General features: G+C 63.8%; 12 protein-coding genes. 6 read left to right on the top strand and 6 right to left on the bottom strand.

The features are described from left to right. Window positions 1–61 precede the first annotated feature (61 nt). Window positions 62–967, top strand: coding sequence for an alpha/beta fold hydrolase (locus IAE33_RS18795; RefSeq protein WP_201164617.1), 906 nt, complete (start codon window positions 62–64; stop codon window positions 965–967). A gap of 237 nt (window positions 968–1204) precedes the next feature. Here the strand turns inward: IAE33_RS18795 and IAE33_RS18790 are convergent, their stop codons facing one another. After that, a complete protein-coding gene (locus tag IAE33_RS18790) occupies window positions 1205–1987 on the bottom strand; it encodes an IclR family transcriptional regulator (protein ID WP_201164616.1) in 783 nt (260 codons plus the stop codon). Window positions 1988–2158: 171 nt separating this feature from the next. Between IAE33_RS18790 and hmgA the strand changes: the two genes are divergently transcribed. Genes hmgA through maiA form a run of 3 tightly spaced genes read left to right on the top strand, consistent with a single transcriptional unit; the run spans window position 2159 to window position 5396 of the window. Continuing rightward, window positions 2159–3460, top strand: a complete 1302-nt coding sequence (gene hmgA, locus IAE33_RS18785) for a homogentisate 1,2-dioxygenase (protein WP_201164615.1) — start codon at window positions 2159–2161, stop codon at window positions 3458–3460. A gap of 2 nt (window positions 3461–3462) precedes the next feature. Next, window positions 3463–4755 (top strand): fumarylacetoacetase, encoded by a 1293-nt coding sequence (gene fahA, locus IAE33_RS18780; RefSeq protein ID WP_201164614.1) that lies wholly within the window; start codon window positions 3463–3465, stop codon window positions 4753–4755. 11 nt (window positions 4756–4766) lie between these two features. Continuing rightward, complete coding sequence (gene maiA, locus IAE33_RS18775; RefSeq protein ID WP_201164613.1) at window positions 4767–5396, top strand: maleylacetoacetate isomerase; 630 nt, start codon at window positions 4767–4769, stop codon at window positions 5394–5396. On the opposite strand, the gene IAE33_RS18770 is transcribed toward maiA, so the two are convergent. Continuing rightward, window positions 5393–6199, bottom strand: coding sequence for a transglutaminase family protein (locus IAE33_RS18770; RefSeq protein ID WP_201164612.1), 807 nt, complete (start codon window positions 6197–6199; stop codon window positions 5393–5395). The two genes, maiA and IAE33_RS18770, sit on opposite strands and share 4 nt — an antisense overlap. Before the next feature lie 121 nt (window positions 6200–6320). On the opposite strand from IAE33_RS18770, the gene IAE33_RS18765 reads away from it, so the two are divergent. Further along, the gene (locus IAE33_RS18765; RefSeq protein ID WP_201164611.1) at window positions 6321–7340 is read left to right on the top strand and encodes a Leu/Phe/Val dehydrogenase; all 1020 of its coding nucleotides are present in this window, start codon (window positions 6321–6323) and stop codon (window positions 7338–7340) included. 42 nt (window positions 7341–7382) lie between these two features. On the opposite strand, the gene IAE33_RS18760 is transcribed toward IAE33_RS18765, so the two are convergent. Further along, a complete protein-coding gene (locus tag IAE33_RS18760; protein WP_028633294.1) occupies window positions 7383–7646 on the bottom strand; it encodes a YebG family protein in 264 nt (87 codons plus the stop codon). Window positions 7647–7859: 213 nt separating this feature from the next. On the opposite strand from IAE33_RS18760, the gene IAE33_RS18755 reads away from it, so the two are divergent. Beyond that, the gene (locus IAE33_RS18755; protein WP_028633293.1) at window positions 7860–8330 is read left to right on the top strand and encodes a phosphate-starvation-inducible protein PsiE; all 471 of its coding nucleotides are present in this window, start codon (window positions 7860–7862) and stop codon (window positions 8328–8330) included. A gap of 3 nt (window positions 8331–8333) precedes the next feature. Here IAE33_RS18755 and IAE33_RS18750 read toward each other — a convergent pair whose 3' ends face one another. The 3 genes from IAE33_RS18750 to fecA all read right to left on the bottom strand — a co-directional run bounded on the left by IAE33_RS18750 (window position 8334) and on the right by fecA (window position 11634). Further along, the gene (locus IAE33_RS18750) at window positions 8334–8624 is read right to left on the bottom strand and encodes a DUF3509 domain-containing protein (protein ID WP_028633292.1); all 291 of its coding nucleotides are present in this window, start codon (window positions 8622–8624) and stop codon (window positions 8334–8336) included. 148 nt (window positions 8625–8772) lie between these two features. Beyond that, entirely contained in the window at window positions 8773–9120 is a 348-nt protein-coding gene (locus IAE33_RS18745) for an HPF/RaiA family ribosome-associated protein (RefSeq protein ID WP_201164610.1), read from the bottom strand. Between the two features lie 189 nt (window positions 9121–9309). Then, window positions 9310–11634, bottom strand: coding sequence for a TonB-dependent Fe(3+) dicitrate receptor FecA (fecA, locus tag IAE33_RS18740; RefSeq protein WP_201164609.1), 2325 nt, complete (start codon window positions 11632–11634; stop codon window positions 9310–9312). Window positions 11635–11720 lie beyond the last annotated feature (86 nt).

Below are 11720 nucleotides of genomic sequence, written 5' to 3'. Positions count from 1 at the left end.
CGAGGTGACATGCAATGACCGCAGCCTTGCCCTATCACGTTGACTAACCGGGTTCCTTCCGATGCCTATGGCCGAAATTCCATTGTGCGTCTGGCGTACCCGGGGACAGAGTTTCACTTTCCGGGGCCAGAGCATCCGCTACTGGACCGCAGGGCAAGGAGCGCCCCTGCTTTTATTACACGGTTTTCCCACGGCCAGTTGGGACTGGCACTACCTGTGGGGGCCATTGTCGCAGCGCTTTCGAGTGATCGCCTGCGACATGCTGGGTTTCGGCGACTCGGCCAAACCCGTTGACCACGCCTACACCCTCATGCACCAGGCTGACCTGCAACAGGCCCTGCTCGACCATCTGCACATGGCGCAGCCTGTGCACCTGCTGGCCCACGACTACGGCGGCAGTGTCGCCCAGGAACTGCTGGCCCGGCACCGCGAGCAGCGTGCCAACATTGCCAGCTGCGTCTTCCTCAACAGCGGGCTGTTCCCGGAGCATGCGCGCCTGTTGCTGTTGCAGAAACTGCTGCTGAGCCGGGTGGGCTGGCTGGTGGCGCGCTCATTCGGGCGTGATGATCTGGTGCGCAACATGACGCGGGTATACGGCCCCTGCACCCACCCGAGCGAGAGTGCCCTGGATGATATGTGGAGCCTGGTGGCGGCCAACCGGGGTACGCGCATTCTGCACAAGCTGGCGAATTATGTACCAGAGGCCAGGGCGTACCGTGATCGCTGGGTGCATGCGCTGCAGGGTGCCAACGTGCCGCTGCGCCTCATCAATGGTGCGGCCGACCCGCTGTGTGGCGCCCATATGGCTGAACGCTACCGGCAGCTGGTGCCCGATGCCGACGTGGTGCTGCTTCAAGGCATAGGCCATTACCCTCATAACGAGGCACCGGTGCAGGTGTTGCGCCATTACCTTGCATTTCGCGAGCAGATAGCCCGCTGCACCCTTCAGCAGGTGGCATGGTCCTAGGGCGATGCCTGGTCGACAGCCTGTGGACAGGCAAAAAAAAACCGCTGCAAACCGCAGCGGTCAATCGAGACGTCAGATCAAGGAGCTTCAAAATCAACGTCGTTCCGGCATGCCTGAAAAGCGGGGGGAAAGCCCATCAGGCCGGCCAGTGGTTCAAGAATAAGCACTTGATCCGCCGAGAAAAATAGCCACTTGTGACATTCACCTTTACATCAGGGGCAACAGTGCAGCCGGCCCTCAGGCTTCAGTGGCATGCCCCATGCGCCAGCTCACCTCGCGTGCGGCCGCCAGCAACTGCCGGGCGGCTGGCCCGTGCTCGTCGGCATGGAACATCGAGGTAGGCCCCACCACCGTCATCACCGCTGCAATCTGCCCCATGGCGTTGAATACCGGGGCAGACAAGGCATCCACCCCTGGCATCAGCAAACCGTGCACGTGGTGCAGGCCCCGCTCACGGATCCCCGCCAGCAACCCGTGATAGTGCTCAGCGCCCTGCTGCAGGGTTGCAAGCTCTCGTTCAAGCAATTCGGCCGTTTCGCGTTGGGGAAGGTGGGCAGCGAATACCAGCCCGGTGGACGAAGTAAGCAACGGCAGCACCGAGCCGATCTGCGTGACCACGGTAACCGCCCGCACCGCCGGTTCGATGCTGACCACGGTGGCGCCCTGATTGCCCCATACCGCAATGAAGCAGCTCTCGTTCAGCGCGTCGCGCAGCTGCGACAGCGGCAGGGCGGCGATCTTCAGCACGTCGATGCTGCCCAGCGCCGCCAGGCCCACACGCAGGGCTTCACGGCCCAGGCCGTAGTGGTTGGTGGCGGCATCCTGCTCGGCGAAGCCACTGGCAATCAAGGCCTGCAGGTACCGGTGCACCTTGCTCGCGGGCATCTGCACATGTTCGGCGAGGCGTGACAACGACGTGGAAGGGGACAGCTGCGCCAGGGCTTTGAGGATGTCGGTACCCACCTCCGCCGAGCGGACTTTCTGCTTGCCATTGTCGGTGGAGGTGCTGGCACGGGCCATGGGTGTCGTCTTCTGCAGTCTTCAGTCGGGCCTTTATAGCTTGACGCCAGGCACGGGGCAAATTACGTTATCCGTAATCTGATTACGATAATAACAATGCAGACCTGCTGGCGGCCCCACGGCCCTGCCCGCAACTGCCCGAACAGGCTCTGCCAGAGCCCGGAGGCACCGATGGACCGCGAGCTGTCACCCGACCTTCACTACTTGAGTGGCTTTGGCAACGAGTTCGCCAGCGAAGCGCTGCCGGGTGCCCTGCCGGTGGGGCAGAACTCCCCGCAAAAGGCCCCCTATGGGCTGTATGCCGAGCTGCTGTCGGGTACCGCCTTCACCATGGCCCGCAGCGAGCTGCGCCGTACCTGGCTGTACCGCATTCGCCCTTCGGCGCTGCACCCTCGCTTCGAGCGCCTGGCCCGTCAGCCACTGGCCACGCCACTGGGGGCTGTCACCCCCAACCGCCTGCGCTGGAACCCGCAGCCTATCCCCGCAGAGCCGACTGACTTCATCGAAGGCTGGCTGCCGATGGTGGCCAATGCGCCTGCCGACAACCCGGCGGGTGTGAGCGTGCACGTCTACCGTGCCAACCGTTCGATGCAGCGCGTGTTCTTCAATGCGGACGGCGAGCTGTTGCTGGTGCCCGAGCAGGGCCGCCTGCGCATCGCCACCGAGCTGGGCGTGATGCAGGTAGAGCCGCTGGAGATTGCAGTGATCCCCCGGGGCATGAAGTTTCGGGTGGAACTGCTGGACGGCCAAGCCCGGGGCTACATTGCCGAAAACCATGGGGCGCCCCTGCGCCTGCCCGACCTTGGGCCAATTGGCAGCAATGGCCTGGCCAACCCCCGGGACTTCCTCACCCCGGTGGCGCATTACGAAGCGCTGGAGGGGCCGGTGCAACTGGTGCAGAAGTTTCTGGGCGAGCACTGGGCTTGCGAGCTTCAGCATTCCCCGCTGGACGTGGTGGCCTGGCATGGCAGCAACGTCCCTTACAAATATGACCTGCGCCGCTTCAACACCCTGGGCACGGTCAGCTTCGACCACCCCGACCCGTCCATCTTCACTGTGCTCACCTCGCCGAGCAGCGTGCACGGCTTGGCCAACATGGACTTCGTGATCTTCCCGCCGCGCTGGATGGTGGCCGAAAACACCTTCCGGCCACCGTGGTTCCACCGCAACCTGATGAATGAATTCATGGGCCTGATCGCCGGTGCCTACGATGCCAAGGCCGAGGGTTTCCTGCCCGGGGGGGCTTCGCTGCATGGGGTGATGAGCGCCCATGGCCCGGATGCCGACACGTGCAGCAAGGCCATCGCTGCCGACCTGGCGCCGCACAAGATCGACAGCACCATGGCCTTCATGTTCGAGACCAGCCAGGTGCTGCGCCCGAGTCAGCAGGCCTTGGCATCCCCACAGTTGCAGGCCGACTACGACAGTTGCTGGGCCACCTTGCCCAGCACGTTCAACCCGAACCGGAGATAAGCATGAACCACACCGTCATGGCCCGCAGCTGGGTCGAACATGCCAACGGGCATGCAGACTTCCCGTTGCAGAACCTGCCGCTGGGCATTTTCAGCCGGCCGGGTGAGGCGAGGCGCTGCGGCGTAGCCATCGGCGATGCCATCCTGGACCTGCAAGCGGTACTTGCCGCGGGCCTTTTCCATGGCCAGGCCAAGGCTGCCGCCGAGGCGACGGCGGGTGGTGCCCTGAATGCCTTCTTTGCACTGGGCCGCAACGCGCGGGTGGCCTTGCGCGGTCGCCTGCTGGAACTGCTGGGCGAGCACAGCGAGCACCAGGCAGCGTTGAAGCCGGCGCTTTATCCTGCCAATGAGTGCCAGCTGCACGTGCCAGCGCAAATCGGCGATTACACCGACTTCTACGTGGGCATCGAACATGCCACCAATGTGGGCAAGCTGTTCCGCCCCGACAGCCCGCTGCTGCCCAACTACAAGTACGTGCCCATCGGTTACCACGGCCGCGCCTCCACCATTCGCCCGTCTGGCACCGACGTGCGCCGGCCCAAGGGCCAGACGCTGCCCGCCGGGCACAGCGAACCCCGTTTCGGCCCCTGCGCACGGCTGGATTACGAACTGGAGCTGGGCATCTGGATTGGCCAGGGCAATGACATCGGCCAGGCGATCCCCATCGACGAGGCGGGGGAACACATCGCCGGCCTGTGCCTGCTCAACGACTGGTCGGCACGGGATATCCAGGCCTGGGAGTACCAGCCGCTGGGGCCGTTCCTGTCCAAGAGCTTTGTCACCAGCATTTCGCCTTGGGTGGTAACGGCCGAAGCGCTGGAGCCGTTCCGCTGCGCACAGCCCGCCCGCCCGCAAGGTGACCCGCAACCGCTGCCGTATCTGCTCGGCGCCCAGGACCAGGCTGCCGGTGCATTCGACATCGAGCTGGAAGTGCTGCTGCTCACCGAGCGCATGCGCAACGAAGGCCAGGCCCCTCATCGCCTGACCCTGAGCAATACCCGCAGCATGTACTGGACAGCCGCGCAGCTGGTGGCCCATCACAGCGTGAACGGTTGCCAGTTGCAGCCGGGCGACCTGTTTGGTTCGGGCACGCTGTCGGGGCCGACGGCAGGTTCGTACGGCAGCCTTCTGGAAATCACCGAAGGTGGCAAACAGGCGGTGGAGCTGGCCAACGGTGAGGTCCGCACGTTCCTTGAGGACGGTGACGAGATCATCCTGCGTGCGCGCTGCCGGCGCGAGGGTTCAGCCAGTATCGGTTTCGGCGAATGCCGCGGCACGGTTGTCGCAGCCAACTGAGGGGCAGAGGCATGGAGCTGTATACCTACTACCGTTCCACCTCGTCCTACCGGGTACGCATCGCGCTGGGGCTCAAGGGGCTGGGCTGGCAGGCGGTGCCGGTCAACCTGTTGCAGGGCCAGCAGCGGGGCGCCGGGTACCTTGCGCTCAACCCGCAGGGGCGGGTGCCGGCGCTGCGCACCGATCAGGGTGAGCTGCTGGTGCAGTCGCCTGCAATCATCGAATACCTGGAGGAAGCCTACCCGGATCCTGCGTTGCTCCCGGCTGATGCTGCGGCGCGCGCCAGGGTGCGGGGGGTGGCCGCAATTATCGGCTGCGATGTTCATCCGCTGCACAACGTTGCTGTGCTCAACCGGCTGCGCGAGGCCGGGCACGGGGAGGTACAGGTCAACCAGTGGGTTGGGCACTGGATCACTCAGGGCCTGTCTGCCGTCGAGCAACTGATTAGTGGCCACGGCTTCTGCTTCGGGGCCGCACCGGGCATGGCGGATGTGTACCTGATTCCGCAGCTTTATGCTGCCGAACGCTTTGCCGTTGACCTGGCGCGGTATCCGCGTATCCGTCGGGTGGCTGCGCTGGCCGGGCAGCATCCGGCATTTCAACAGGCACACCCGTCGCGCCAGCCTGATGCCCCTGTCTAGTGGATGGAGCGCTTGCCGCTGGGTAACTGAGCCAGGCGTTTGCTGAGCGTCAATTGCTGATTAGGGTCTTCGGTCAGCAGCATGGCCCGTTCAAGATCGAAGCGTTCGGCTTGCGGGCAATCGAGTACCTGATACAAATTGGCCCGGGCAAGGTAATCGCCCACCTGCACCGGCCCCATTTGCATCACCCGCTCGGCATCGATCAACGCCGCCAGTGGAGCATCGTTGCTGGCGTGCAGTTGCCGCAGGTTGCGTGACAGGCGTTGCAGCATCTGCATCGGGCTGGCCACCAACAGGTGCTCACCCGACAGCGTCACGCCGGGGCCGTATTGGCGTATCAACAGCTCACGGCAGTCGTTGGGGTACAGGCGTCTGCCGCCGCAGGGGTCGAGCAGGTGGTCGGCGCCAGGCACCCGCAGCAGAAAATGCCCAGGGAAGCTCACCCCTTCCAGCGGAATGGACAAGCGCTGGGCAAGCTCCAGGGCAAGCAGGGCCAAAGTAAGGGGTTGGCCCCTGCGGCGCTGCAGTACCTGGTTCATCAGGGCGGCATGGGGGCGCAGCGGCAGGTACTCATCCTGCTGGAAGCCAAGGGCAGCGAGCTGACGCAACAAGGGCTGGGCCAGTTCGTTGACGGGCAGCATCGGCAAATGGCTGCTGATTTCAAATTGCAGGCCCTGCACTGTGGCCAGGCCAGCGCCCGGCTCGACGCCGAGGTCATGCTCGGCGGCAATCCACAGGGCGGCTTCCAGCAGGGCGACCGGTTGGCGGTCGAGGCAGGCCAGGCAGGCTTGACGTGGCTTCATGGGCTTCTCCACACACGCTTGAGTATTGGCCGCACTGGGGGTTTAGTCCAGTGGTCCGGTGAGCGGGCGGGTGCGCTGCAGGTGCCTATACTGACTGCAGCACCTCATGGGGGCCAGGCCGATGTTCGCGCTGATGCAAAGCACCCGTACCCAGTCACTGCACCTGTTCAATGACCCACAGACTGGCCTTAAAGCCGTGGTCGCCATCCACAACGAGCGGCTGGGCCCTGCCATGGGCGGTTGCCGCTACCTGCCCTATGCCGATGATGAAAGTGCCATGACCGACGCCATCGCACTGGCCCAGGGCATGAGCTACAAGGCCGCGCTGGCAGGGCTCCCCCTGGGGGGCGGCAAGGCGGTGGTCATGCGCAACCTCCACGTGGAAAACCGCGCCGCCTTGTTCCAGGCGCTTGGCCGCTTCATCGATACCTTGCATGGGCGCTTCGTGGTTGCCGTGGACAGTGGCACGTCCACACTCGACATGGACTGCATCGCCCAAGGCACCCCCCACGTCACCAGCACCACCGCCTATGGCGACCCGTCGCCCCACGCAGCGCTCGGCGTATTTGCCGGGCTCCGGGCCACCTCCTATGCACGGCTGGGCAGCTACAACCTCGAAGGGCTGCGCGTGGCGATACAGGGGTTGGGCAATGTGGGCTATGCCTTGGCGGAACAGCTGCATGCTGCAGGTGCCGAACTGCTGGTGAGCGACCTGGACCCGGGCCGTGTGCGCCTGGCGGTGGAGCAGCTTGATGCGCACCCTGTGGCCCATGATGCATTGGCCAGCACCCCGTGCGACATCTTCGCCCCCTGCGCGGTGGGGCCGGTGCTGAACGGGCACAGCGTGATGCAACTGCGGTGCGCGGCGGTGGCGGGTGCGGCAAACAATCAGCTGACCAACCTGCAGGTGGCTGACCAGCTTGAAGCCCGCGGCATCCTGTACGCGCCAGATTATGTCATCAATGCCGGGGGGCTGATCCATGTGGCCCTCACCCATGCAGGCGAGAACAGCGCGGCTATTGCTGCGCATATTGCGCGCATACCTGCACGCCTCACCGAAGTGTTCGGCCATGCCCAAGCCGAAAAGCGCTCGCCGGCACGGGTTGCGCAAACGCTGGCGGAGCGTTTGCTGTATACCTGACGGCGTGTTGGCCTGCCCCCGCAATGCAGGGCACAGCCTGGCTTATTCGGCAGCGCTGCCTTCGAGCAGTTCTGCCAGTGCATCAGGCTGGCTCTTGAAAGCACGGGCGAATACGTCACGGTTTTTCGCCATGTAGATGCCGGCTTCTTCCACCTGCTGTTCAGTCAGCGACGGCACGGCCTTGTGCAGCACCTCGGCCAGGCGTTCCGCCAGTTCGAGCATCTTGTCGTGACGGTCTGCTTCGGCCTTATCCATGAACAAGCGCTCCGGGTCGCGGCTGCTGCGGTACACCACTTCGACGGCCATTCATCACCTCTATGCCTTTATGCTGGTTTACTGTATCTATATACAGTAATGGCATTGCTTGCATCGCGCAAGCCCGTTCTTCACAGGCGCTCCAGGCGTGCCCTGCGGCAATCAGCCGCCTTCCAAGGCAGGGGCCTGGCCCTTTAACTGCATGGCACAAGCGTCACACCGGTGACGCATCATCCTTCAAGACGTATCGGGGAATGGAACATCGTGAACATCAAATGGGCAGAAAAACTGCGCAAGGGCCTGCATGGTTCGGCCGACTCGCTGGGCAACCTGTGCGTGGAGGCGTTCCATTATCTGGCCTTGTTCGGCATTGGTGCGATCACGGCCTATGCCGCCGTGGTGACCTTTCTGGACATGCTGGGCAAGGGTGGCATCAGCGTCGATGACATCCTGCTGCTGTTCATCTACCTGGAGCTTGGGGCGATGGTGGGGATCTATTTCAAGACCAACCACATGCCCATTCGCTTTCTGCTCTACGTAGCCATCACCGCGCTCACCCGCTTGCTGATCGGCGACGTGTCGCACCACAAGGCGCCGGATGTGGGGCTGCTGTACCTGTGCGGGGGCATTTTGTTGCTGGCGTTTTCCATCCTGGTGGTGCGCTACGCGTCGTACCGCTACCCGTCCACCAAGGTGCTGGATGCCAATGGCCGCAATGTGGAGGAGGGCAAGTAGCCCTCAGTTGGCAACCACGTGGCGCTGTTGTGCAGCCCCATCGCGGGTCAGTGCGGCCAGCACCTGCATCGGGTTCTGGCTGCGGTCGATGGCCAGGCCCAGGCGAATGCTGTCGATGACGCGCTGCAGGCGCACCGGGTCGTTGCGCTGTGCCTTGCTGATCAGCCGCTTGGCCGCCACGCCCGAGTCGTCGGACAGGGTCAGCATGATGCTGCCATCAAGCGCCTCGATGCTCAGGTTGACCCGGAACTGCGGGCTGAATGCGTCGTTGATGCTGGCAAATGGGTTGGTCATGGGCGTGCTTCTGCAATGGGACAATGCAGAAATTGACTGGCGGGGAAGGGGACGGGTTCAGGACCGTTTATCGGTACCTGTAAAAAAACAACGCAGTGTCATCAGGTTGTAAGGGGGCCATCGGGTGGCCCCCCTTACATTCACACCATCAGGCTTCCGGGTCGGCTAGCTCCAGCGTGCCGCGCTTGCTGCGCAGTTTGCCGTAGAAATGTTCCAGGGCGTGGCTGAGCTTGGTGGCTGCGCCGTCGACTGCCTGGTCGACCGACGTGGCGGTGTGGGTCACGGAAATCGGCTGGTGGCCTTTGGGGCGAGCCTCCATCTGGCAGCGTTTGTCATGCGGTCCGGGCTTGGCGCCGTTCTCGTCGCGCAGGTGGACCTCGATGCGGGTGAGGTCTTCTTCGTAACGTTCCAGCGAGGTTTGCAGTGTGCTGCGTACCCACTGGTCGAGCCGGGCGTTGCTTTCGAAATGGTTGCTGCTGTTGACCTGGATTTGCATGATTCAATCCTTATTCAGCTTGCTCGCATGGAGGCGCGCCTAGGTCCTTGAGACCCCTGGAATTTTTGCGCCTCTTGACTCTAAGGTCAGGCAACTGGATGACGAATTCAAGCCCATTGGCAAAATAAATTTCTTGTTGCAAAGTACACTGCTGTCATCCACCTGGCCTCACCGCTCGCCCGTCTGGCTTCAGAATTCAACCGACGTCTGTACATACAAGGTGCGGGGTTCGCCCACGTACTTGCCCTTGTTGTTGTCGTCATAGGAGCGCGTGTAGTACTCGCGGTTGAACAGGTTTTTCACCCCCACGGCGACCTTGAGGTTGGCCAGCTGCGCGCCAAAATCGTAGCCGGCGCGGGTGCTCACCACCCCGTAACCCGGTATGCGGCCAGTGCTGCCGTCGGCGCTTTCAGGGCCGGTGTTGGCGTTGTCGGCGTACTGCGCGCTCTGGAAGCTGCCGTCCAGGTTCAGCTGCCAGGGCCCCTGGGTGTAGCCCACGCCCAGGTTGCCCTTGTGCCGGGACGAGAACGGCACCTGGTTGCCCTTGTTCGGCCCGTCCTCGCGAATGGTGGCGTCGACGAAGGCGTAGCTGGCATGCACGTCGAAGCCGGTCAGCGCCGGGCTCAGGCCGTCGAGGGCATAGCGGACGCTGGTTTCGATGCCCTGGTGACGGGTTTCACCACGGGCGATCACCGAATCATTGGTCTGGTTGCTTTCGTACTGGTTGTCGAAATTGATCAGGAACGCACCGATCTCTGCCTGCAGGTCGCCGCTGTCGTAGCGGGTACCCACCTCCCAGGTGCGGGCTTTCTCTGGCTTGACCTCGCCACTGTTGACCCGGTTTGGCATCTGGCTGTACTGGACGCTGCCGAACGAACCTTCGGTGTTGGCGTACAGGTTCCAGGCGTCGGTCAGGTGGTACATCACGTTCAGCGCTGGCAAGGCGGTGTTGTAGCTGCCTTGGTAGCGTTGGCCGCTGAGGTTGTTGTTCTGGGCCGAATCGATCATTTCGTAGCGAATGCCCGGGGTGATGGTCCAGCGGCCGATGTCGATGCGGTCGTCCAGGTACAGGGCGTGGGCCTCGGTGCTGCCACGGGTGTCGCGGTCGTTGCGGCTGGCCGTGCTGGGCAGCCTGCCGTTTACCGGTTCGCGGTAGCGCAGCTCGTGGCCGGCCTCGTTCACGTAGCGGTAGCCGATGCCCACCTCATGCCAGCTGTCGCCCAGCGCCAGGCCCTGGGAAAAACGCGTTTCGATACCGCGCACCCAGTACTCGCGCGGCGACAGCGAAACGAAATTGCCTTGGTCCAGGTAGCCGCTGCGCAGGGTGTTGGTAAAGAAGCTGTTGATGCTGAACTGGCGGTCGTCCTGCTTGTAGTCATACCCTGCGTTGACCAGGGTGCGACGCCCCCAGAAGCGGTCTTTCAGGCGCGTCGACTGGTAAGGGTCGGCGTCGAAGGCTGCCTTGCTCAGGCCGCCGGGCATGTCGGCCTCGCCTTCGTAATACTGCGCCATGGCGTGAAGGCTGTTGGCTTCATCCAGTTGCAGCTTGCCTTTGACGATCAGGTCGTCAATCTGCGTGTCGCTGTGTTCACGCCAGTCGCCACCCCGGGTGCCGGAGTACAGCAGGGCACCGCCCAGGCCGTTGTCGTTGGTGCCACCGACCAGCAGGTTGGCCGTGTTCTTGAAGCCGTCGTGGCTGGACGACGGGCTTATCTGGTTCTGCATGGCCGCCTTGAACGTGGCCTGCTCGGGGATCGCGCGGGTAACGAAGTTGACGATGCCCCCGACGTTCTGCGGGCCATAGCGCACGGCCCCGCCACCGCGTACCACGTCCACGGCGTCCATGTTGCCCATGCTCAACGGCGCGAGCGACAGTTGCGGCTGGCCATAGGGCGCGAAGGGCACCGGGATGCCGTCCATCAGCACGGTCGAGCGCGACGCCAGGCGTGGGTTCAGGCCGCGGATGCCGAAGTTCAGTGCCAGGTCGTGGCTGCCAGTGCCGTTGTTGTCCGGTGCGTTCACGCCGGGCATACGGTTGAGCACCTCACGGGCCGTGGTGGCGCCGCTGCGTTCGAAGTCCTCGCGGCGTACCACATCCCGGGCGCCTGCGTGTTCGAACACATTGTCCTGGCGGGCATCGGCCAGCCAGTCACCCACCACCGTCGAAGCGCCCAGCTCCAGGGGTGCGTTGGCGGTGGTGGCGGCGACCGGTTGCAGGCTGAAGGCGTTGTCGGCCTCCTGGTGGGCGTGCAGGCCGCTGCCGCGCAGCAGCGCGTCGAGCCCCTGGCGCATGTCGTACTCGCCTTGCAGGCCTTGCGTGCGCAGGCCAGCGGTCACGTGCGAGCCAAACGAGATCAGCGCGCCACTCTCGCGGCCGAACTGGTTGAGGGCTTCTTCGAGTGCACCGGGAGCTATGTGGTAGCTACGGTTTTCAGCCTGTGCGGCGGGTACGGCCAGGCCAAGGGTGGTGGCCAACAGCATGGCGTGAACGAGCGGGCGAGGGCGCAGCAGCATGGGGCGGGTCCTGAAAAGAGTGGAGTTGCCATGTCTGTCACGCGAGGTTGGGAAAATGGCTCACTGCATGGGGGATTTTTTTGCGG

Origin of the sequence: Pseudomonas sp. S60, from assembly GCF_016647865.1 — a bacterium.
Classification (GTDB): Bacteria; Pseudomonadota; Gammaproteobacteria; order Pseudomonadales; family Pseudomonadaceae; genus Aquipseudomonas; species Aquipseudomonas parafulva.
The sequence above is the reverse complement of the archived record's forward strand: the minus strand, read 5'-3'. Positions and strand labels throughout refer to the sequence as shown.

What these genes read in the sequence shown, in the direction of transcription:
- IAE33_RS18795 (WP_201164617.1), top strand. Translation starts at nt 62, where the DNA reads ATGCCTATGGCCGAAATTCCATTGTGCGTCTGGCGTACCCGGGGACAG.
- IAE33_RS18790 (WP_201164616.1), bottom strand. Translation starts at nt 1,987, where the DNA reads ATGGCCCGTGCCAGCACCTCCACCGACAATGGCAAGCAGAAAGTCCGC.
- hmgA (WP_201164615.1), top strand. Translation starts at nt 2,159, where the DNA reads ATGGACCGCGAGCTGTCACCCGACCTTCACTACTTGAGTGGCTTTGGC.
- fahA (WP_201164614.1), top strand. Translation starts at nt 3,463, where the DNA reads ATGAACCACACCGTCATGGCCCGCAGCTGGGTCGAACATGCCAACGGG.
- maiA (WP_201164613.1), top strand. Translation starts at nt 4,767, where the DNA reads ATGGAGCTGTATACCTACTACCGTTCCACCTCGTCCTACCGGGTACGC.
- IAE33_RS18770 (WP_201164612.1), bottom strand. Translation starts at nt 6,199, where the DNA reads ATGAAGCCACGTCAAGCCTGCCTGGCCTGCCTCGACCGCCAACCGGTC.
- IAE33_RS18765 (WP_201164611.1), top strand. Translation starts at nt 6,321, where the DNA reads ATGTTCGCGCTGATGCAAAGCACCCGTACCCAGTCACTGCACCTGTTC.
- IAE33_RS18760 (WP_028633294.1), bottom strand. Translation starts at nt 7,646, where the DNA reads ATGGCCGTCGAAGTGGTGTACCGCAGCAGCCGCGACCCGGAGCGCTTG.
- IAE33_RS18750 (WP_028633292.1), bottom strand. Translation starts at nt 8,624, where the DNA reads ATGACCAACCCATTTGCCAGCATCAACGACGCATTCAGCCCGCAGTTC.
- IAE33_RS18745 (WP_201164610.1), bottom strand. Translation starts at nt 9,120, where the DNA reads ATGCAAATCCAGGTCAACAGCAGCAACCATTTCGAAAGCAACGCCCGG.
- fecA (WP_201164609.1), bottom strand. Translation starts at nt 11,634, where the DNA reads ATGCTGCTGCGCCCTCGCCCGCTCGTTCACGCCATGCTGTTGGCCACC.